Consider the following 19,481-nt stretch of genomic DNA (forward strand, 5'->3'; position numbering starts at 1 on the left):
AATCCCAATATCAAATCTTGATTTTGGGATTTTGTTTTTATTTAAGACCAGTACTACAGTATTAGTTTATATTTAATAAACAAACCGCCTTTATAAATACCGCTTTTGTTATTTTTACTAGGTAATTAATAATCCCATGCTTAGACAGTCGTTAAATTTCAAGCTATCACAAAAGCTCTCTCCTCAACAAATCCAGTTGATGAAGTTGATCCAATTGCCCACACAGGCATTTGAACAACGCGTTAAACAAGAGCTAGAAGAAAATCCAGCACTGGATGATAGTAAAGACAATCTAGATGATGACTATGATGAATTCTCTAATCAAGACGAATATGGTGATGATAATGACACCATAGAGGCAGATATTAATGTGGATGAATACCTGAGTGATGATGACATCCCAGAATATAGAACACAGGCTAATAATTACAGCGCAGATGATGATGAGAAAAGTATCCCCTATGCCTCTGGGACTTCTTTTACGCAATCTCTTACAGATCAATTAAATACTAGACGTTTAAGCGAGCAACACTATGGCATCGCACAATTCCTAGTAGGAAGCATAGACAACAGTGGCTATATACGTAGATCCATGGAAGATATAGCAGATGATCTCGCATTTACGATGAATATCTATACAGATGTTGCAGAGGTAGAACAAGTTTTAAAGGTCGTTCAACAATTAGATCCTGCAGGTGTAGGCGCACGTGATTTACAAGAATGTTTATTGATTCAGCTTTCGCGAAAGCGTAGTAACGACAGCACCGAGCTAGCCATGAAGTTAGTAGGTGAATCTTTTGACGCTTTCAGTAAAAAGCACTACAAGAAAATACTGGAAAAATACCATATAGATGAAGATGAGCTGCGAGATGCTATTGAAGAAATAGAGCATTTAAATCCCAAACCTGGTAGCGCTTATGCTGGTGGTAGCACAAGAATGGTAGAACAAGTGGTTCCAGATTTTACCATCCGTATTAAAGATGGTGAGTTAGAACTTACTTTAAATGGTCGTAACGCACCAGAATTGCACGTGTCTAGGGATTATTCTAACATGCTTAAAGGTTATAAAGAAGCAAAAGAAAAAAGCAAGTCGCAAAAAGATGCTGTTATGTTCATCAAACAAAAGTTAGATGGTGCAAAATGGTTTATTGAGGCTATTAAACAGCGTCAAGAAACGCTATTTATGACTATGTCCTCCATAATGTATTATCAGAAAGAATATTTTCTTACTGGCGATGAACGCAATTTAAGACCAATGATTCTTAAGGATATCGCTGATGAGATAGGAATGGATGTATCTACCGTATCTCGTGTCGCAAATTCAAAATATGTTGACACACCATATGGTACTAAATTAATTAAAGAGTTCTTTTCTGAATCCATGACAAACTCTGATGGAGAAGAGGTATCAACTAGGGAAATTAAAAAAATATTAGAAACGGTTATAGGTGAAGAGAGTAAAAGAAAGCCACTTACAGATCAGAAACTGGCAGAATTACTTAAAGAAAAAGGATATCCTATTGCAAGACGTACTGTTGCAAAATACCGTGAGCAACTAGATATTCCCGTAGCAAGGTTGCGCAAGGAAATTTAAAAATCATCATGAAAGTTTTTTTAAGGTTCTGGAGTTATCTAGCAAATCCTTTATTTGTGCCTGCGTTAGTAGCGCTATGGTATTTTTTAAACGTATCCTTTACGGACGGTTTAATTATAGAGTTAAAAATGTACTTAATTCTTGTTTTGACAGCGGTACTTCCTATGCTTATTTTTGCTATTCTAAAGCTGTTAGGCGTGGTTAAAAGCATACACTTACTAGATATTAAGGAACGTCGCACACCGCTTGCTGCATATGCTATTTTATTGCTTATTTTAATAAGAGGTGGATTTAATGATTTAACAGATTTACCTCTCTATTATTTTTTTGTAGGCGTTTTAATTGCGACAATCGTGGCTTTTATAATGTCCATTGTACATTACAAATTAAGCTTGCATATGATGGCTATGGGAGGTATGATCGGGTTTGCATTAATGCTGCACGCTAGTTTAAAAATACCATCTGCATTTTATATCGCTATATTATTTATCGTTGCAGGACTTACCGCTACTTCAAGATTATCGATGAAGGCTCATAAAAACAACGAATTACTATTTGGGCTATTTACTGGATTGATAGCTCAAATTATGACTGGAATATACTATTTATAAAAGATAAAACTCAATCCCAAACTTAATAGGCTGCAGGTTGATCGCTTCTCCATTCACCTGAGCATCTTCATTAAACAATGTATTCAAATTATATTGTACAAAGGCGTTAAAACTTCCATTACCTAAAGTTAGTGTGGCAGAATATCTAAATTTGTTAAGTTCTGGTATACTAGTTTGAACAACAGTATTATTTGCTTGCTCAAATCGAGATTTATAATAATAAATATAACCTAGCTTAATTCCTGAATAAACACGCCAGAAATTATACTTTGTTGCTGTTGATGTCCTCCACCTAAATTGAATAGGCATCTCTATTAGATTAGTATTAAATCGGTTTGATTTATAATCAACGTCTGACTCAATAATGGCATATATAGATTTACCAGAGGCTTCTTCACCTATAAAAAGATTAGAGTTATAAGTATTAGTAGACAAGCCTAAACCTACTCCTATGGCTATGTTACGACGTTTGTTGATGGGCATATCTCTTATAAAGCCAAGATGCAGACCGCCAGAAAAACCATTTTGTGTAAAATCAACAGGCTCATTATTGATAAGGTTAAAAGATAAGCCTATATAAAACTGATCTTCTCTATATAATGAATCAACAACTGCAGGAATAGCATTCTCACTCTTACGATTTTCATTACTTTGTCCATAACAAGATAAGGCAGTCAAAAAACCTATTAATAAAAGAAGTTGTTTCATAAAGTAAAGATATGAATTTGATGAATGGATATATAAAAAAAGCCGTTTCATTGAGAAACGGCTTCTAAAAATATACAAAAGAAGATTTATCTTCTCTTTATGTTATTCATTGGATCACCTTGATTAGATGTGTAAGTAATTTTGAGAGCTTGTGCTTTTCTTAATTCTTGCTTAACATCAGTTAGCACTCCTACTTTAGCATTTCTATCTACCTTTAGAGATACCATCATTTGATCTTGTAGGTTTTCTGGCATTGCAGATCTCTTAGTGTTGACATAATTATAAACATCTTCTACACGAGAAATTTTGTCTCCTAATTGCACTACATCACTAGTACCGAAAGTTTTCTGATAATTAACTCCTGGTTTACCTATATAGATATTAACCAATTTGTTTTTATCTTCTAATTTCTCTACTTGATTAGCAGCTGGCAATTGGTTTTCAACAAGCATCTCATCATCTCTCATCACAGTCGCAACCATGAAGAAAAATAAAAGCATGAATACGATATCTGGTAATGATGCTGTAGATACTGGCGGTAAATCACCACTCTTTTTCTTATTAAACTTTGACATAATTATCCTGCTACTTGTGGTTCTGCCTCAGAAAGATTTCTTGGATAAAGCTCTCTAATGACGTCTAATCTTTTCTCTAACTCTAAATACTCAGGTGTTTCCTTATCTGCCTCTTGTGTATCCTTATATCTAGCATACATAGATTCATAAGTCTCTCCATAACGTTGCGTTGCCGCTCGGTTTCTTAGTATTGTATAAGCCCTTACTAACTCATTAGTTACGGTTATATAATAATCGTAAGTTGCCTGTCTATCATTAACTAGTGAGACAATAGCTTTCTTAGGATTATCTGAGGATTCTGGACTTCTTTCGCCTTCGCAATAAGCACATCCACTTTTACCTTCTCCACCTCCGTTATCAATAAACGCGACGGCAGCATCAGTTAAATCCTTTAATTCCATTAGCTCTTCTTCAACTAACAGTTGATTATCCTTATTAACCAATACTTGAAAAATATTTTTTTTCTTTACTGGTGGTGGTGGCGTTTGTTCATCAACTTCTGGCGGCAGCTTACTTACAATCCCACTATCAACTTCAATAGTAGTAGTTACTAGGAAGAAAATCAAAAGTAGGAAGGCAATATCTGCCATTGATCCTGCATTTACCTCAGGTGCTGCTCTTCTAGCCATAATTTATCTATTTAATAATTTGCTTACTCCTGTCCACAGTATTGAACCTACCGCAAGAATAGCGACGATATAAAATGTATAGATAGAAGCTCCAACTAATTTAGAAGTTCCTTCTGTAAGTGGCTCACCTTCATCTAACATTACTAATTTCCCTGTACTAGGATCAGTTACTGCATCATCTGCAAAACCGTAATACGCTATTAAACATATAGCAACAAGTATACCAACTGAAATTAAAGAGCGCTTTAATACAGCTGGACTGCTGAAAATCCCTTTTAATACAAAGAATAACACTAGACCTACAGTAATAGCCATTACTGCATACGCTAGATACATCATAGGTGCCAAAGTCGCATTTTGCAACGCACCGTCGTTTGTTAAATCTGCTGCCTCTGCTTGAATAGCTTCATCTCCTACTGAAATAGTGTATAAGAAGAAACCAGCTGCGATAACACACAGCAAAAGCGCTAGATATTTAAATACTTTATGTAATACCATGATTTAAATCTGGTTTAAAGGGTTAATTACAGCTTTCCATTCTTGTAGTCTACAAGAATGTCGATAAGTGTGATAGAAGCGTCTTCCATATCATTTACGATACTATCGATTTTTGCAACGATGTAATTATAAAAGATCTGAAGTATAATAGCCACAATAAGACCAAATACTGTAGTAAGTAGTGCTACTTTAATACCACCAGCTACAAGTGCAGGCTCCATAGCTCCAGCAGACTGAATATTATCAAAAGCATCAATCATACCTAATACTGTTCCCATGAAACCAAGCATCGGCGCAAGTGCGATAAATAAAGAAACCCAAGAAACATTTTTCTCTAGTTGTCCCATTTGTACACCACCATATGCTACAACAGCTTTCTCTGCTGCCTCAACACTTTCATCTGCTCTATCCAGACCTTGGTAATAAATAGATGCAACAGGCCCTTTAGTATTTCTACAAACCTCTTTTGCAGCTTCAACTCCACCACTCTTAAGAGCATCTTCTACCTGAGCAGCTAGCTTTTTTGAGTTAGTAGTAGAAAGATTTAAATAAATAATTCTTTCAATAGCAATTGCTAAACCTAAAATAAGACATATCAATACAAATGACATGAATACTGGACCACCTTCTATAAAACGCTTTTTAAGCTCTTGGTGGAATGTGATTTCTTCAGTAACATTTGCCGAAGCATCGTCATCTTGAGAAATAATAGTTGTGATTGCGCTAGTTGTAGTTGCAGTTGTGCTAGCATTTGCAGTTGTAGATAGACCTAACATCATTACTACAGCCATGAACAAAATTGAAAGTGATCGTTTCATTTTAAGATTTATTGATTTATTTGAATTTTCGAGTCAAGGGGTAAATATATAATTTATCTCTTAAAAAACAGAACTTCTATTATTATACCAATGTTAATTATTATTAATTAACAGGTCTAACTTCTGGAAAACAGTAAAATAACACAACATTTATATTAAAAATCTTTCTTAATAAGACTAAATTTATAGAGGATAACTACATAAATAACGCATTTCTTCAGAATACTAAATCTAAAAAAACCCTTTAAATCACTAAGATCTAAAGGGTTTAAGCAGAGAGGAAGGGATTCGAACCCTCGAAACGTTGCCGTTTACACGCTTTCCAGGCGTGCGCCTTCGACCACTCGGCCACCTCTCTAATTGACGACAAGATTACAAAAAATTAAACTTATCTCTACAATTATTTACACACTTATCTCGCCTCTAAGAGATGTCTCAAAATATTTTTTAAAGTCACCTGTTTCTGGCATATAAGATAGCAAGTACATCATTTTTGCAAGTGCAGCCTCTGTAGTTATATCATAACCGGAAACCATACCTAATTTTTTCAGTGCTACACTTGTTTCATATTTACCCATGTCTACTGAGCCACCGCGACATTGTGTAACATTGACAATCCTTATATTTTTTAACAAAGCATTTTTTAGCGCTTCTATAAACCATTTACAAGTAGGTGCATTTCCACTACCATAGGTCTCTAAAATAATACCTCGCAATCCATCAATATGACATATTGATTTAACAACCTGCTCAGTGATACCTGGAAATAACTTCAACACAACAACCCTAGCATCCATATCTGGCCTGTAAATCATCTTAAGCGGACTCAACTCTAGTGGTTTTAATTTTGCAAGTGAGACCCTATCAAATCCACCTTGCCATAGTAATTGTCGATCAATATTTAAATGAACTCCACTAATTGCTAGTGGCGGATAGTTAGGAGAGCTAAAAGCTTCAAAGTGCTCAGCATTCATTTTAGCGGTGCGATTTGCCCTATAAAGTTGATACTCAAAGTATACACAAACCTCTCTAATAATAGGTTCGTTATTATCCCATTCACTAGCTAACTGTATACTGGTAATTAGATTTTCCTTTGCATCAGTACGTAAATCACCAATCGGTAATTGCGATCCTGTTAAAACAATAGGCTTCGTTAAATTCTCAAACATAAAGCTCAATGCACTACCAGTATGAGACATCGTATCACTGCCATGCAACACAACAAAACCATGATAGTCATCATAACTAGTATTGATAATGTCTCCCAGAATTTTCCAATACCCTAAATCCATATCTGAAGAATCAATAGGCTCTTCAAATGACGTTGTTTCGATCTGACAGTCTAACTGTTTCAGTTCTGGAATATGAAATAAAAGTTGAGTAAAATCAAAAGAACGCAAAGCTCCTGTTTCAGGATCTTTAATCATTCCTATGGTTCCACCAGTATATATAAGTAAAATCTTAGGCTTCATCTACAACTGCAAGTTTTTCTTTATTGAATACAGGTCTTGCATACATCATTAAAAAACTCTCAACAGCCTTCTCATCTTCTACATTAACCCTTAGACGTAAGCGACGTTCAAAATAAGCAAGATCTTGATCTGTGTAATATTCACTATACTTCTTTTTATTAGAAACTAAATCATAAGCCACATAATTAGTAGGCCATAATTTATAATTAGATTGTATAGTATCGTCTAATTGACTTACCACTTGTTGTAATACTTGATTAGTACCTGCGGCACTCTCATTATTAAATAATTGAGGCTTGCCAGCTGCAATATGTATATGCCTTTTCTGCCCCAAAGCACCTTTTAGAATACTATTAAAATCCTCATTCTCTGACTTAATATACTCTTCCTCTGCAGCCTTTGCTAGTAATTCTGGTACTTTAAGAATATCTGTAGGATCATATTCATAAGAAATACTTACTGGTACAATCTTAAGACTATTAAGATACTCATGCACCGGCATGTTACCAGATGCTAGACCAATCATTTTAAGAACTCCTTGCTCAGTTATATCATTTCCATCTTTAGTTCTACCTTGTCTTTGTGCGATCCACACACTGCGGTTTTCTTCTTGAAGCAATGTCCTTATATACTCACTTAATTTTTTACTACTCAGCAACGTTTCGCGAGGCCCTACACCTCTTTTAACGATAAAATTTCGAGTCAACTTACTTAAAGCATTAACAAATGGACGTTGTACTAAATTATCACCTATCGCACTAGCAGTTCTAATCAGGTCGTGATCAAACAACTTTACATTAAGCAAACAAGTATCCAGTATTATATCTCTATGATTTGATATATAGAGGTAAGGTTGATTCTTTTCTAAATTCTCAAATCCCGAAGTAGTTAATCCTGAAGAACTTTCTTTTAAAATCCTCATCACGGACTGTCTAATCACATCTCTCTGAAAATCATTTATTGACTTACAGCTCAATACTATTTCTTTTACCTTTTCATAAGGCATATCTGGAAACGTATATTGAAACAGAGTTTTAATCATGGGATGACGCACTGCACTTTGAAGCGCGATATTCACCTCAGCATCATTAAAAAATCTTATGTCATCAAATTGGGCCAATATGTTGTAGTTAAGTTACAGGCTGTAAATGTAAGTATCTCAACACTTACACACCGAAGATTTTAGTAGAATTTAAGGTTGTGACCTCTGCAACATGCTCTATACTGGTATCATAAATTTCTGCTAGCTTTTGTGCCACAAGGGACACATACGCACTTTCATTACGTTTACCTCTATGTGGTACTGGTGCTAGATATGGTGCATCCGTTTCTAGGACGATATGTTTTAAATCTATTTCTTTTAAAAATTTATCAATCTTACCATTTTTAAATGTGGCTACACCACCTATCCCTAGACTCATTTTTAATTCAATTGCTAGCAACGCCTGTTCAAATGTACCTGTAAAACAATGAAATATTCCATTTAAACACGTACCACGGTAAGACTCTAATACCTCAAAAACTTCATCAAACGCATCTCTACAATGAATAGCGATAGGTAATTCACGCTCTATAGACCACTCAATTTGAGTTTTAAAAGCCTCAATTTGTTGAACTTTAAACTCATCGCTCCAGTACAAATCAATACCTATCTCACCTACGGCAACATACTCTTCCTTTCCTAGCATCTCTTTTACATGCGCAAGTTCTTCAACATAATTGTCTTTAACATGAGTAGGATGCAAACCTGCCATCAAATGAACATTCTCTGGATACTTTCTTTTTAATTCGAGCATCGCAGGAGTGTATGCAGAATCTATTGCAGGAACAAAAAAACGTTCAACACCAGCCTCAATGGCTCGCTGCATCATCTCTTTTTGATCTTCATCAAATGCCTCGCTATATAAATGTGTATGTGTATCTGTTAAAATCATTTTGCAAAAATAAAGGATTGTTTGAAGTCCGCTTTCGCGAAAGCGTATTTATATTTACCACAAACTATTTACATGTTTTCACTTAAAAAGACGCTAGAAAGTCGTGGCTATCAATCACACATCATAAGACTATCTGAAAAAAGCGGCCATATTATAACTAAAGCGACTATCAACGGTGAGACTGGTCGATTTATCATAGACACAGGTGCTAGTGCTACTTGTATTAACCAAGAATTATCAGAAAAGTACCAATTAACGTCTGAAGAAATGAATCAACAAATAGGGACTGCAAGCGGCTCCTTAATTCCACAAATCGCGCATCACAATATTATGCAGCTAGGAAACTGGATTGATAACGATTGTAGTCTACTCACCATGGATATGAGCTTTATCAATCAGGCTTTAAAAGCAGAAGGTATGCGTAGTATTCAAGGTTTATTAGGTGCAGATTTTTTAATAAAGTCTAAAGCTATCATTGATTATTCTGGTAAGAAAATCTATTTAAAACATTAAGCAAAAAAAGCCTCTTTTACAAGAGGCTTTTTAAGTAATGTTTACAAGAGCAATTCTTAATAAAATATTGTGAAGGCTCCACTTGTTATATTAAAATCATTAGGTGGTCCAGTCATAAATGAGAACGTACCTGTTACAGAACTAGCGACCGCATCAACAGCTGTTATTTCTAAAGTTCCAGATATTGCTGGTGTAGGTGTCCCACCAGAAATATAACTTGCGGTATACATTCCTGTACTCGCAAACATATATGTACCTACTGTGATGGTCTCTGGAAAGTTTAACACGATAGAATTAGCTCCATTTGATGCATTTACCACGATTGCACCACCTGCGTTAATAGGTGATATAACAGATGGTGTGAATGCAACACCGTCTACATTTGCAGCTAGACTACTAGCCGTTGCACTGCTACCTGGCCCTATTGGACTGCCAAATGGTACCTGAAATATAACACCTTGACGCATGTAAAGTGAATCAGCATTCATAGGTAAGTAACTTACAAAAGAAAAAGTACCTGTTAAAGTTCCTGCTGGTGTACCAGCTGACAGTACTACTTGACCAGTACCAGCACCTTCGTTTGTAGAATAAACATCTGTATTATTAAAAGTATAAACCGCTTCATTAGGTGAACCAGCACCTAGAGGATAGGTACCTGCATTTGCAGATTCTAGATTAAATTGAAGTTGTTCAATTCTATTCAAACCAGTGATTGTCACTGAGCCGTCTGCGTTTGCCACAGCAGTCATTTGTGTAGACTTGAAGAATTCTCCGTTGCGTACGGCTTGGATTGCTGGGATGTTATCATCCTCTAAATTGTCTTCACAGGCGGTAAATGCAAATAGCGCAAGTGAATAAATAAAAAGCTGTTTAATCAATCTCATTCTTAAAAATGTGTTTGAGCAAATGTAAATAAAAATAAAAGATATGATGCTCATTATTAAAATAAGTATATTTTTGCACACTCAAATTAATAACTCGGGTCGGGCACCCACAAATTTTAATGATATGCCAGTAAAAATTAGATTACAAAGACACGGAAAGAAAGGAAAACCTTTTTATTGGATCGTTGCAGCAGATGCACGTTCAAAAAGAGATGGTAAATACCTAGATAAAATAGGGACTTATAATCCTAACACTAACCCAGCTACAATCAACTTAGATGTTGATGGTGCTGTAAAATGGTTAGAAAATGGAGCACAGCCTACAGATACTGCTCGTGCTATTTTAGGTTATAAAGGAGTAATGCTTAAGAAACACCTTAAAGGTGGTGTTAAAAAAGGAGCATTTACTGAAGAGCAAATGGAAGAAAAGTTCAACGCTTGGTTAACTGAAAAAGAAGCTAAAATATCTGCAAAAGCAGGTGGCCTTCAAAAAGATGCTGATGCAGCTGCTGCAAAAGCACTAGCAGCAGAAAAAGCTGTTAATGAAGCACGTATCGCTGCAAATGCACCAGTAGTAGAATCTACTGACGCATCTAGTGAAGAAGAATAAATTATTATCATGCGTAAGAAAGATTGTTTTTACGTAGGGACAATAGTTAATAAATTTAGCTTCAAAGGTGAGCTATTAGTCAAATTAGACACAGACGAGCCTGAGCTATTTACAGAAATGGAATCAGTTTTTATCGAAATCGGTAAAAACTTGGTTCCATTTTTTATTGAATCTAGTCAATTACACAAATCCTTATTATTAAGGGTAAAGTTTGAAGATATCGATGATGAGCCAGCTGCAGACGCATTGATGAAACATGATCTATACCTACCACTCACTGCGCTACCACCTTTAGAAGGCAATAAGTTTTATTTTCATGAGATCATTAATTTTAAAATGATCGATCTAAATTATGGAGAAGTAGGAAACATAACAGGTGTTAACGACACCACATCGCAAGCCTTATTTGAGGTAGATCAAAATGGGATAGAAATCTTAATCCCTATGAATGATGACTTTATAAAGGAAGTTAATCGAGAAAATAAGACCATAACTGTAGACACACCAGAAGGGCTTATAGAAATGTACTTATCAGAATAGTAACTTATGAGCGTTTTTAAATTCAAAGAATTTGAAGTTGCTCAAGATCGTTGTGCCCAGAAAATAGGCACAGATGGCGTTTTACTAGGCGCCTGGGCTAGTAAATACAAAACACCATATAACATATTAGATATAGGAACAGGCACTGGTGTAATAGCTTTAATGCTAGCACAACGTTTTCACAACGCACAAATTGAGGCTATAGAACTTGATGAAGATGCCTTTGAACAGGCTGCAACTAATTTTGAGAACGCGCAATGGAGCGATAGAATGTTTTGCTATCATGCCTCTTTTCAAGAGTTTTTTGAAGAAGTTGATGATACTTATGATTTAATTATAAGCAATCCTCCTTTTTTTGATTCTGCTAGTATTAATAATAATGCGACGATTGAAAAAAACAGAGAACAAGCACGCTTTGATCAAGCACTACCTTTTGAAGAGTTACTTTACGGCGTTTATAAATTACTAGATGACGATGGCATATTCTCTTGCATTATACCATATGAAAGAGAGACACATTTTTTAAAAATCGCTGCTCATTATAAACTCTTTCCATCACGAATTACACATGTGAAAGGAACTGATTCTAGTGCTATTAAAAGAAGTTTGTTGGAATTACGCTTTTGCGAAAGCGAGATAAAACCAGATCTACTGACTATAGAAATAAGTAGACACCAGTACACAAAAGACTATACCAACTTAGTCAGAGATTTCTATTTAAAAATGTAAGTAACACTTTGAGCAACTGAGTTAAGAAAAGTATATTTACGCAAACGATTGAAACGATGAAACCAGATTTATTTGAAGCACCAGATTACTATAACCTGGACGACCTTTTAACTGAGGAACATAAAATGATACGTGATGCTGCCCGTGCATGGGTAAAGCGTGACGTGTCCCCTATTATTGAGCAAGCCGCTCAAGAGGCTAAATTCCCTAAAAGCATCATTCCAGGCCTGGCTTCGATAGGTGCTTTTGGGCCATATATACCAGAAGAATATGGTGGTGCAGGACTAGATCAAATTTCATATGGTTTAATTATGCAGGAAATTGAACGTGGTGATAGTGGAGTACGATCTACTGCCTCGGTTCAATCTTCTTTAGTAATGTATCCTATATGGAAATATGGCACTGAAGAACAAAAGCAAAAGTTTTTACCTAAACTAGCTAGCGGTGAGTTTATGGGATCTTTTGGTTTAACTGAACCTGATCACGGATCTAATCCTGGTGGCATGGTTACACGTTTTAAAGATGCTGGTGATCATATCATACTCAACGGTGCAAAACTATGGATTTCAAATAGTCCTTTTTGTGATGTAGCAGTAGTATGGGCTAAAGATGAGAATGACCGTATTCATGGAGTACTAGTGGAGCGCGGTATGGAAGGTTTTACTACTCCAGAAACTCATAATAAATGGTCTCTACGAGCTAGCGCAACTGGCGAATTAATTTTTCAAGATGTAAAAATCCCAAAATCAAATATTTTACCAGGCCGCAGTGGACTGGGCGCACCTTTGAGCTGTCTAGATAGTGCACGTTTTGGTATCGCATGGGGCGCGATAGGTGCTGCTATGGACTGTTATGATACCGCTTTAAGATATTCTAAGGAACGTATCCAATTCGGTAAACCTATTGCTGGTTTTCAACTTCAACAAAAAAAACTAGCTGAAATGATAACCGAAATCACAAAAGCTCAATTACTAGCATGGCGATTAGGTGTATTACGTGAGGAAGGTAAAGCTACCAGTGCACAAATATCTATGGCAAAACGTAATAATGTTGAAATAGCCATTAACATCGCTAGAGAAGCAAGACAAATGCTTGGAGGAATGGGAATTACTGGCGAGTATAGCATCATGCGCCATTCTATGAACTTAGAGAGTGTTATTACTTATGAAGGTACACATGATATTCACTTGTTGATTACAGGACTAGATATTACAGGAGAAAACGCCTTTTCTTAATCCATACTTTATTCATAAAAAAACCGATTCTATCGAATCGGTTTTTTTATTATTCAGAATTTATAGCTCTATATTATCTCTATATTCTTCTTTTAAATCCTGTCCTGAAATATCTATAACACTTTCTATTTGAGGAGCATGCTTTTTAATAGTAAGCTCAACACCAGATTTTAAGGTCATTTGATTAACATGACAACCTACACAGGTCCCTAATAAACGGACTGTGACATATTTATCATCCCTAATATCAACGAGCTCGATATCACCAGCATCGCGTTGTAAAAAAGGCCTGATTTCTTCTAGTCCAGCTTCAACAGCAGTTTTAAGTTCGGTTCCTGTCATAATATTATTTATTTACAGCACTACATCCTGCCATAGTAGTTATCTCTATAGCTCGGGTAGGTGGCAATGCACTATTACGTCGTACAGTTTGTTCAACGACGTTTTTAGTTATTTCAGTGAACGCAGTTTCGATTTCAGTCCCATCTTGTAAGGCAGCAGGTCTTCCTATATCACCTGCTTCTCTAATGGTTTGCTGCAATGGTAATTCACCCAAAAATGGAATACCTAAATCTTCTGCTAGATGTTTTGCTCCATCTTTACCAAAAATATGATATTTATTCTCTGGTAATTCTGGTGGCGTAAAATATGCCATATTCTCAACGATACCTAACACTGGTACGTTAATGCTTTCTTGTTGAAACATAGCAACACCTTTACGCGCATCAGCTAGAGCAACATTTTGCGGTGTACTGACAACAACAGCACCTGTAAGAGGTAATGACTGCATGATAGAAAGGTGTATATCACCTGTGCCTGGTGGCAAATCCACAACTAGAAAATCTAGATTACCCCATGCGGCATCAAAAATCATTTGATTTAATGCTTTTGCAGCCATAGGTCCACGCCATACTACAGCCTGATCTGGCTGTGTAAAGAACCCTATTGACAGAATTTTAACTCCATAGCTCTCAACAGGTTTCATCTTAGACTTACCATCTACATTTACAGACAAAGGCTTTTCATTAACCACGTCAAACATGATTGTTGCACTAGGCCCATAGATATCGGCATCTAATAGTCCTACTTTGAAACCCATCTTTGCGAGCGAAACTGCTAGATTTGCAGTGACTGTAGATTTACCTACTCCACCTTTACCAGATGCTACTGCAATAATATTATCTATTCCAGGAATAGGTTTTCCTTTAATTTCTGGAGCTTTATTTTGAGTAACCGGTGCTTCAACCTTAAGATTTACTTTTATCTGTGCCTTATCATAAACTTCTTTATGAATAGCCTGTAGTATGGAGACCTCTGTTTTCTTTTTTGCCTGTAGACTAGGATTATCAATAGTGACATCTACCACTACCTCATCGCCAAAAACGAGTACATTTTTAATAGCACCACTTTCTACCATATTTTGTCCATGACCAGGAACCGATATGGTTTCTAGCGCCTTCATCACTTGTTGTTTTTCTATTTTCATAGCTTCTTTAGAATGCTACAAAGATAAGCAGCAAGACAGTTAATTAAAAGCAATCTAAATAAGAAACTGATAATCTGTTGTTAAGAATTACGCTTTCGCGTAAGCGAAGTCTAGGTAATCTCAATTAATCTTTAAAAACTGGTAGTTCTAGATTAGGATCCCAATATATTTCTTGAAAATTTTGAACCTGATCCTCAATTACTTCAATACCTTCACTTTCTAAAAGCTGTTGCATGAGATGAGTGCCTTGAAAATGATGTTTACCTGTTAATAAACCGTTGCGATTTACCACACGTTGTGATGGTATATCAGGCATATTATGACTGGCATTCATAGCATATCCTACAGTTCTACTACTGCGCGGCGCACCTATGTATCGTGCTATGGCACCATAACTAGTAACACGACCGTGTGGGATTTGCTTTACCACTATAAATACTCGTTTATAAAAATCGCTAGAAGACTTCATAGATGCGTATCAAAGTAAATAATGCAATAACCATAGTTAATGCTGATAAGATATAATTAATTTTACGAGCAAAGGTATGACTGTCAAAACCGAACTTTTTAACATATTTAATATATGCAAATAGCATCATAAAGGTTCCCAATGAGGCTCCTAAAATAAATAAATGCGCCATAGGATACTCAAATGTAAATAATCCACGACCTGCTAAGAATGAGCTAAAACCAATATAAAAAGGAATAGGAAAGATATTTAAGGCAGATAGTATTATTCCCTGACTAAACAGTTTAACATCTGATTTATCAACGGGCTGGATATCTGGAGAATTATCTAATCTAGCTTTTATGAAAAAGAAAATTGATAATGCTATAAACACGGTTATCGCAAACTTTTCTAAGGTGATTAAGATATCTGGGTTATCATTAAGCAACTTAGAGAAGAATACACCTACATAAACTTGCGCAATAACAACAATCGCAGCTCCTAATGCAAATACAACTGCGGCACGTCTACTTTGTTTTACACTTATTTTGGCCGCTGTTAAGTTTAAAAGTCCTGGTGGAATTACACCTACAAAACCAACGCAAAAACCAAAAATAAAATGTAAAAATGTAATCATTTATTGCAGTCGGAATTTAAGGTAGGTTATGGCTTTACCTTGCTCAAGATACTGCTTTTCATAAAAAGTTTGAGTTTTAACTACTTCTTCTGGCGCCTCAGTATGGGTATAAATATCGTGGTGTGCAAATACAATATCCTCTCCTAGCCCTTGTAATAAGCCTAGAGTGTATCCATGCATAAACTCAGAATCTGTCTTAAGGTTGATATATCCACCTTCAACCAAAATATTCTTATACTTGGCTAAAAACTCAGGATTAGTCATGCGATGTTTTGTACGCTTATATTTTATTTGCGGATCAGGAAAAGTAATCCATATTTCATCTATTTCATTGGTCCCAAAGGCATACTCTACCAGCTCTATTTGAGTTCTCAAAAAAGCAACGTTATTCAATCCTTCTTCCAGCGCAGTTTTTGCACCACGCCAGAAACGAGCTCCTTTAATATCAACGCCTATAAAATTGCGATTGGGATACTTACGTGCTAGATCGATTGTATATTCTCCTTTACCACAACCCAGTTCCAAAGTGATAGGATGATTATTTTTAAAAAATGTCGCCCATTTACCTTTCCACTCAAATGCTGTAGTCATCTCTTCCCTAGTAGGTTGAATGACATTACTAAATGTTTCGTTTTCGTTAAATCGCTTTAATTTATTCTTTGATCCCAATACAATTATTTAATAGATGGATAATTAATCCTTAAAGCCTTGCGGCTTAAAGACTCTTATATTTGAATATGCAAATATCTAAAAACATTCTGGTTGCACCACTAAATTGGGGACTAGGTCATGCAACTCGCTGCATTCCTATCATCAATGCTATAATTGTAAATGGCGACAACCCTATTATAGCAAGCGATGGGATGGCTTTAGAACTTTTAAAAAAAGAATTCCCCAGACTTAAATTTATTGAATTACCTAGTTATGAAATCTCTTATCCAGAAAAAGGACAGTTTTTAAAGCTCAAATTACTTAAAGATTCTCCTAAAATCTGGAACGCCATAAGAAAAGAACACTTGATGTTAAGTGAATTAATAGCTCATTACCATCTAGACGGCGTGATATCTGACAATAGACTAGGTTTATATAGTAAGATTATACCTAGCGTAATTATTACTCATCAATTACAGGTCTTATCTGGAACAACGACCTGGTTAAGCACTCAATTACACTTACACTATATAAAGAAGTTTGATTATTGCTGGATACCAGATGTAGATAGCTTTCAAAACTTATCAGGCCTTCTTTCTAAACATACAGATGATGATATTTTTAAAGTGTATTTAGGACCATTAAGCAGATTTAAAATTAATCCTACTGCACAAAAAAAATATGATTTAATGGTGCTGCTCTCTGGACCAGAACCACAACGTAGTATTTTAGAACGTAAATTATTAAGTGAAGTAAAACGCTTTAAGGGTGAAGTACTGTTTATAGCTGGAAATGTACGTGGTAAGCAGCAAATGGAAAAAAAAGGCGACATTACCTACTATAATTATTTATCTACTGAAGGGCTACAAAAAGCACTAGACCGTAGCGACATCATTTTAAGTCGCAGTGGTTATACTACCATTATGGACTTACACAAATTAGGTAAAAAAGCTTTCTTTATTCCTACACCTGGACAGTTTGAACAAGAATACCTCGCCCAGTCCCTAGATGACCAAGGTATTGTACCATATGCCAATCAAGAAGATTTTAAAATAGAAATGTTAGAAAAGGTAAAGCAGTATAGTGGTCTAGAGTCTATTTACTCTTCAACTACTACTTCAATATCCACTATATTATCAGAAACTTTTTCTAATGTAAATGAAAACTCAGAACCTATACCTGGCTCACTATCTACATAAATACTCTCATTATGAGCCTCAATTATATGCTTAACAATAGCAAGTCCTAAACCAGATCCACCTTCACGACGGGAACCACTTTGATCGACTCTAAAGAAACGTTCAAATAATCGAGGTATAAATTCTTTTTTAATCCCTTCACCATTATCAGTAACTCTTACTATGACTTTATTATTGATAAGATCTTCAATAGCAACCTCTGTCGTACCATTTTGCTTACCGTATTTAATTGAATTAACCACTAGATTTGCAATCACCTGCTGTATGCGTTCTTGATCTGCAAAGACTATAATAGGATCTGTATAATCCATATCAAAGGTTAATGTTATGTTTTTCTTTGCAGCCTTCATCTCAAATTGATCAAAGACCTGCTGTACTAATTCCACTATATCAAACTCAACCACCTCGAGAGACATATCACCTACTTCAAGTTTTGTGATCATGTCCATATCCTTAACGATATAGGTTAGACGCTCTACTCCTTTTTGAGCTCTTTGTAAATATTTTTTACGTATTACTTTATCCTTATGCGCTCCATCAATTAAAGTATCTATATAGCCTTGCACTGTAAAAAGTGGTGTCTTGAGCTCGTGCGAGATATTCCCTAAAAATTCTTTTCTATAAGTTTCTCTAACCTTAAGAGTTTCTATTTCTATCTTTTTATCCTTTGCAAATCTTTCCACCTGCTCTGTCAGAGTGCGCATATCAGTAGCGATCTCTCGATCTGTAAAATTGCTCGTTTCTAAAAGGCTAACATCCTCATATATCTTTTTTATACGACGGTATATAAATCGTTGTACACGATATTGAATGATAAAAAATGCACTAGAAAAAAGAAGTAGTACCATGATTAATTCATGCCACCACTTTTTGAATTCAAGATCAAAAATTGAATGAAATAACAGCAGTAATAGGACAAAAACTATCGTAATAAATAGTGATGATCTTATTGCAAATCTATAACTGCGTTTAGTATTTGAAGAGTTACTTGACATATTTATAGCCTACACCTTTTACGGTCTTAAAGCTATCGTCACCTAGTTTTTCTCTTAGTTTTCTGATATGAACATCAATAGTTCTACCACCTACAATAACTTCATTTCCCCATACCACATCGAGAATCTCTTCTCGTTTAAAAACCTTACCAGGTTTTGAGGTAAGTAATGAAAGTAGTTCAAATTCTTTGCGTGGCAAAATAATTTCTTCTTTCTTAAAGACAATCTTGTATTGATCTTTATCGATCACTAAGTCACCTATTTTAACAACATTACCATCATCTCCTTTAGGTACTGTGTTGCGACGCAATAATGATTTTACTTTTGAGACTAGTACACGTGGTTTTATAGGCTTTGCAATATAGTCGTCTGCACCAGCGTCAAAACCGGCAATCATTGAATAGTCCTCACCACGGGCTGTTAAGAATGTGATTATAGTTTGATCTAGCTCAGGTATCTTTCGGATTTGCTCACAAGCTTCAATTCCATCCATAACTGGCATCATTACATCGAGAATTATCAAGTCTGGCTTTTTCTTTTTTGCCTTTTGAACACCTTCTTTACCATTCTCGGCAGTGAAAACTTGATAGCCTTCGTTTTTCAAATTATAACTTACAATTTCTAGAATGTCTGGCTCATCATCAACCAATAAAATCTTTGCAATAGCGTCTTTCATCTTAGTGTCAAGTAAGGTGCTAAGTTAATAAGTTTCTCA

At 35.6% G+C, this 19,481-nt stretch carries 24 protein-coding genes and 1 tRNA gene; 8 read left to right on the forward strand and 17 right to left on the reverse strand.

Annotated elements, in window-relative coordinates:
• Window positions 1-136 precede the first annotated feature (136 nt).
• Complete coding sequence (gene rpoN / locus BST92_RS04085) at window positions 137-1,594, forward strand: RNA polymerase factor sigma-54 (RefSeq protein ID WP_105070301.1); 1,458 nt, start codon at window positions 137-139, stop codon at window positions 1,592-1,594.
• 8 nt (window positions 1,595-1,602) lie between these two features.
• A complete protein-coding gene (locus BST92_RS04090; protein WP_105070302.1) occupies window positions 1,603-2,205 on the forward strand; it encodes a hypothetical protein in 603 nt (200 codons plus the stop codon).
• Here BST92_RS04090 and BST92_RS04095 read toward each other — a convergent pair.
• The 9 genes from BST92_RS04095 to BST92_RS04135 all read right to left on the reverse strand — a co-directional run bounded on the left by BST92_RS04095 (window position 2,200) and on the right by BST92_RS04135 (window position 8,839).
• Window positions 2,200-2,913, reverse strand: coding sequence for a porin family protein (locus BST92_RS04095; protein ID WP_211292433.1), 714 nt, complete (start codon window positions 2,911-2,913; stop codon window positions 2,200-2,202). The two genes, BST92_RS04090 and BST92_RS04095, sit on opposite strands and share 6 nt — an antisense overlap.
• Window positions 2,914-2,999: 86 nt before the next feature.
• The gene (locus BST92_RS04100) at window positions 3,000-3,488 is read right to left on the reverse strand and encodes an ExbD/TolR family protein (protein ID WP_042286413.1); all 489 of its coding nucleotides are present in this window, start codon (window positions 3,486-3,488) and stop codon (window positions 3,000-3,002) included.
• Between the two features lie 2 nt (window positions 3,489-3,490).
• Window positions 3,491-4,117, reverse strand: coding sequence for an ExbD/TolR family protein (locus BST92_RS04105; RefSeq protein WP_105070304.1), 627 nt, complete (start codon window positions 4,115-4,117; stop codon window positions 3,491-3,493).
• Between the two features lie 3 nt (window positions 4,118-4,120).
• Complete coding sequence (locus BST92_RS04110) at window positions 4,121-4,615, reverse strand: hypothetical protein (RefSeq protein WP_105070305.1); 495 nt, start codon at window positions 4,613-4,615, stop codon at window positions 4,121-4,123.
• Between the two features lie 26 nt (window positions 4,616-4,641).
• Window positions 4,642-5,433 carry a MotA/TolQ/ExbB proton channel family protein gene (locus BST92_RS04115; protein WP_006796119.1) on the reverse strand — a complete coding sequence of 264 codons (792 nt, stop codon included), beginning with the start codon at window positions 5,431-5,433 and terminating at the stop codon, window positions 4,642-4,644.
• Between the two features lie 273 nt (window positions 5,434-5,706).
• A tRNA-Ser gene (locus BST92_RS04120) sits at window positions 5,707-5,791 on the reverse strand.
• Between the two features lie 46 nt (window positions 5,792-5,837).
• A complete protein-coding gene (locus BST92_RS04125) occupies window positions 5,838-6,905 on the reverse strand; it encodes an asparaginase (RefSeq protein ID WP_105070306.1) in 1,068 nt (355 codons plus the stop codon).
• Window positions 6,895-8,025: a 1-acyl-sn-glycerol-3-phosphate acyltransferase gene (locus BST92_RS04130; protein ID WP_105070307.1), complete on the reverse strand. Its 1,131-nt coding sequence runs from the start codon at window positions 8,023-8,025 to the stop codon at window positions 6,895-6,897. Before BST92_RS04130 ends, BST92_RS04125 begins: the two co-directional genes overlap by 11 nt.
• A 46-nt stretch (window positions 8,026-8,071) precedes the next feature.
• The gene (locus BST92_RS04135) at window positions 8,072-8,839 is read right to left on the reverse strand and encodes a TatD family hydrolase (RefSeq protein WP_211292434.1); all 768 of its coding nucleotides are present in this window, start codon (window positions 8,837-8,839) and stop codon (window positions 8,072-8,074) included.
• Window positions 8,840-8,911: 72 nt separating this feature from the next.
• Here BST92_RS04135 and BST92_RS04140 point away from each other — a divergent pair, with 72 nt between their 5' ends.
• A complete protein-coding gene (locus tag BST92_RS04140; protein WP_105070308.1) occupies window positions 8,912-9,352 on the forward strand; it encodes a retropepsin-like aspartic protease in 441 nt (146 codons plus the stop codon).
• 56 nt (window positions 9,353-9,408) lie between these two features.
• On the opposite strand, the gene BST92_RS04145 is transcribed toward BST92_RS04140, so the two are convergent.
• Window positions 9,409-10,236: a DUF6252 domain-containing protein gene (locus BST92_RS04145; protein ID WP_211292435.1), complete on the reverse strand. Its 828-nt coding sequence runs from the start codon at window positions 10,234-10,236 to the stop codon at window positions 9,409-9,411.
• Between the two features lie 124 nt (window positions 10,237-10,360).
• Between BST92_RS04145 and BST92_RS04150 the strand changes: the two genes are divergently transcribed.
• From BST92_RS04150 to BST92_RS04165, 4 genes are read left to right on the forward strand one after another with little or no spacing between them, the layout of a single operon-like run.
• On the forward strand, window positions 10,361-10,846 hold the full coding sequence (locus tag BST92_RS04150; protein WP_105070310.1) for a 30S ribosomal protein S16: 486 nt from the start codon (window positions 10,361-10,363) through the stop codon (window positions 10,844-10,846).
• A gap of 9 nt (window positions 10,847-10,855) precedes the next feature.
• Window positions 10,856-11,386 carry a ribosome maturation factor RimM gene (gene rimM / locus BST92_RS04155; RefSeq protein ID WP_105070311.1) on the forward strand — a complete coding sequence of 177 codons (531 nt, stop codon included), beginning with the start codon at window positions 10,856-10,858 and terminating at the stop codon, window positions 11,384-11,386.
• A 6-nt stretch (window positions 11,387-11,392) separates the two neighbouring features.
• Entirely contained in the window at window positions 11,393-12,115 is a 723-nt protein-coding gene (locus BST92_RS04160; protein WP_105070312.1) for a tRNA1(Val) (adenine(37)-N6)-methyltransferase, read from the forward strand.
• A gap of 56 nt (window positions 12,116-12,171) precedes the next feature.
• Window positions 12,172-13,350: an acyl-CoA dehydrogenase family protein gene (locus BST92_RS04165; protein WP_105070313.1), complete on the forward strand. Its 1,179-nt coding sequence runs from the start codon at window positions 12,172-12,174 to the stop codon at window positions 13,348-13,350.
• 60 nt (window positions 13,351-13,410) lie between these two features.
• Here BST92_RS04165 and BST92_RS04170 read toward each other — a convergent pair whose 3' ends face one another.
• The 5 genes from BST92_RS04170 to trmB all read right to left on the reverse strand — a co-directional run bounded on the left by BST92_RS04170 (window position 13,411) and on the right by trmB (window position 16,590).
• Window positions 13,411-13,692 (reverse strand): NifU family protein, encoded by a 282-nt coding sequence (locus BST92_RS04170; protein WP_105070314.1) that lies wholly within the window; start codon window positions 13,690-13,692, stop codon window positions 13,411-13,413.
• A 4-nt stretch (window positions 13,693-13,696) separates the two neighbouring features.
• Window positions 13,697-14,836, reverse strand: a complete 1,140-nt coding sequence (locus BST92_RS04175; RefSeq protein ID WP_105070315.1) for an Mrp/NBP35 family ATP-binding protein — start codon at window positions 14,834-14,836, stop codon at window positions 13,697-13,699.
• 124 nt (window positions 14,837-14,960) lie between these two features.
• A complete protein-coding gene (locus tag BST92_RS04180; protein WP_105070316.1) occupies window positions 14,961-15,305 on the reverse strand; it encodes an MGMT family protein in 345 nt (114 codons plus the stop codon).
• Complete coding sequence (locus BST92_RS04185; protein ID WP_105070317.1) at window positions 15,292-15,921, reverse strand: LysE family transporter; 630 nt, start codon at window positions 15,919-15,921, stop codon at window positions 15,292-15,294. The genes BST92_RS04180 and BST92_RS04185 overlap by 14 nt, the downstream gene beginning before the upstream one ends.
• Window positions 15,922-16,590 (reverse strand): tRNA (guanosine(46)-N7)-methyltransferase TrmB, encoded by a 669-nt coding sequence (gene trmB / locus BST92_RS04190; RefSeq protein WP_105070318.1) that lies wholly within the window; start codon window positions 16,588-16,590, stop codon window positions 15,922-15,924. It abuts the gene before it with no gap.
• A 68-nt stretch (window positions 16,591-16,658) separates the two neighbouring features.
• On the opposite strand from trmB, the gene BST92_RS04195 reads away from it, so the two are divergent.
• Window positions 16,659-17,771 (forward strand): glycosyltransferase, encoded by a 1,113-nt coding sequence (locus tag BST92_RS04195; RefSeq protein WP_105070319.1) that lies wholly within the window; start codon window positions 16,659-16,661, stop codon window positions 17,769-17,771.
• Here BST92_RS04195 and BST92_RS04200 read toward each other — a convergent pair.
• Together BST92_RS04200 and BST92_RS04205 are read right to left on the reverse strand one after the other, a co-directional pair.
• Window positions 17,672-18,766 carry a sensor histidine kinase gene (locus BST92_RS04200; protein WP_105070320.1) on the reverse strand — a complete coding sequence of 365 codons (1,095 nt, stop codon included), beginning with the start codon at window positions 18,764-18,766 and terminating at the stop codon, window positions 17,672-17,674. The two genes, BST92_RS04195 and BST92_RS04200, sit on opposite strands and share 100 nt — an antisense overlap.
• Complete coding sequence (locus BST92_RS04205) at window positions 18,756-19,442, reverse strand: response regulator transcription factor (RefSeq protein ID WP_105070321.1); 687 nt, start codon at window positions 19,440-19,442, stop codon at window positions 18,756-18,758. Before BST92_RS04205 ends, BST92_RS04200 begins: the two co-directional genes overlap by 11 nt.
• Window positions 19,443-19,481: the final 39 nt, after the last annotated feature.

Origin of the sequence: Nonlabens arenilitoris, assembly GCF_002954765.1 — a bacterium.
Taxonomy (GTDB): domain Bacteria; phylum Bacteroidota; class Bacteroidia; order Flavobacteriales; family Flavobacteriaceae; genus Nonlabens; species Nonlabens arenilitoris.

Excerpts from the sequence above, each read along its gene's own strand:
- BST92_RS04175 (WP_105070315.1), bottom strand. The coding sequence starts at position 14,836 with ATGAAAATAGAAAAACAACAAGTGATGAAGGCGCTAGAAACCATATCG.
- BST92_RS04110 (WP_105070305.1), bottom strand. The coding sequence starts at position 4,615 with ATGGTATTACATAAAGTATTTAAATATCTAGCGCTTTTGCTGTGTGTT.
- BST92_RS04160 (WP_105070312.1), top strand. The coding sequence starts at position 11,393 with ATGAGCGTTTTTAAATTCAAAGAATTTGAAGTTGCTCAAGATCGTTGT.
- BST92_RS04095 (WP_211292433.1), bottom strand. The coding sequence starts at position 2,913 with ATGAAACAACTTCTTTTATTAATAGGTTTTTTGACTGCCTTATCTTGT.
- BST92_RS04115 (WP_006796119.1), bottom strand. The coding sequence starts at position 5,433 with ATGAAACGATCACTTTCAATTTTGTTCATGGCTGTAGTAATGATGTTA.
- rpoN (WP_105070301.1), top strand. The coding sequence starts at position 137 with ATGCTTAGACAGTCGTTAAATTTCAAGCTATCACAAAAGCTCTCTCCT.
- BST92_RS04090 (WP_105070302.1), top strand. The coding sequence starts at position 1,603 with ATGAAAGTTTTTTTAAGGTTCTGGAGTTATCTAGCAAATCCTTTATTT.
- rimM (WP_105070311.1), top strand. The coding sequence starts at position 10,856 with ATGCGTAAGAAAGATTGTTTTTACGTAGGGACAATAGTTAATAAATTT.
- BST92_RS04105 (WP_105070304.1), bottom strand. The coding sequence starts at position 4,117 with ATGGCTAGAAGAGCAGCACCTGAGGTAAATGCAGGATCAATGGCAGAT.
- BST92_RS04165 (WP_105070313.1), top strand. The coding sequence starts at position 12,172 with ATGAAACCAGATTTATTTGAAGCACCAGATTACTATAACCTGGACGAC.
- BST92_RS04195 (WP_105070319.1), top strand. The coding sequence starts at position 16,659 with ATGCAAATATCTAAAAACATTCTGGTTGCACCACTAAATTGGGGACTA.
- BST92_RS04150 (WP_105070310.1), top strand. The coding sequence starts at position 10,361 with ATGCCAGTAAAAATTAGATTACAAAGACACGGAAAGAAAGGAAAACCT.
- BST92_RS04185 (WP_105070317.1), bottom strand. The coding sequence starts at position 15,921 with ATGATTACATTTTTACATTTTATTTTTGGTTTTTGCGTTGGTTTTGTA.
- BST92_RS04140 (WP_105070308.1), top strand. The coding sequence starts at position 8,912 with ATGTTTTCACTTAAAAAGACGCTAGAAAGTCGTGGCTATCAATCACAC.
- BST92_RS04145 (WP_211292435.1), bottom strand. The coding sequence starts at position 10,236 with ATGAGATTGATTAAACAGCTTTTTATTTATTCACTTGCGCTATTTGCA.
- BST92_RS04180 (WP_105070316.1), bottom strand. The coding sequence starts at position 15,305 with ATGAAGTCTTCTAGCGATTTTTATAAACGAGTATTTATAGTGGTAAAG.
- BST92_RS04205 (WP_105070321.1), bottom strand. The coding sequence starts at position 19,442 with ATGAAAGACGCTATTGCAAAGATTTTATTGGTTGATGATGAGCCAGAC.
- BST92_RS04135 (WP_211292434.1), bottom strand. The coding sequence starts at position 8,839 with ATGATTTTAACAGATACACATACACATTTATATAGCGAGGCATTTGAT.
- BST92_RS04200 (WP_105070320.1), bottom strand. The coding sequence starts at position 18,766 with ATGTCAAGTAACTCTTCAAATACTAAACGCAGTTATAGATTTGCAATA.
- BST92_RS04100 (WP_042286413.1), bottom strand. The coding sequence starts at position 3,488 with ATGTCAAAGTTTAATAAGAAAAAGAGTGGTGATTTACCGCCAGTATCT.
- BST92_RS04170 (WP_105070314.1), bottom strand. The coding sequence starts at position 13,692 with ATGACAGGAACCGAACTTAAAACTGCTGTTGAAGCTGGACTAGAAGAA.
- BST92_RS04125 (WP_105070306.1), bottom strand. The coding sequence starts at position 6,905 with ATGAAGCCTAAGATTTTACTTATATATACTGGTGGAACCATAGGAATG.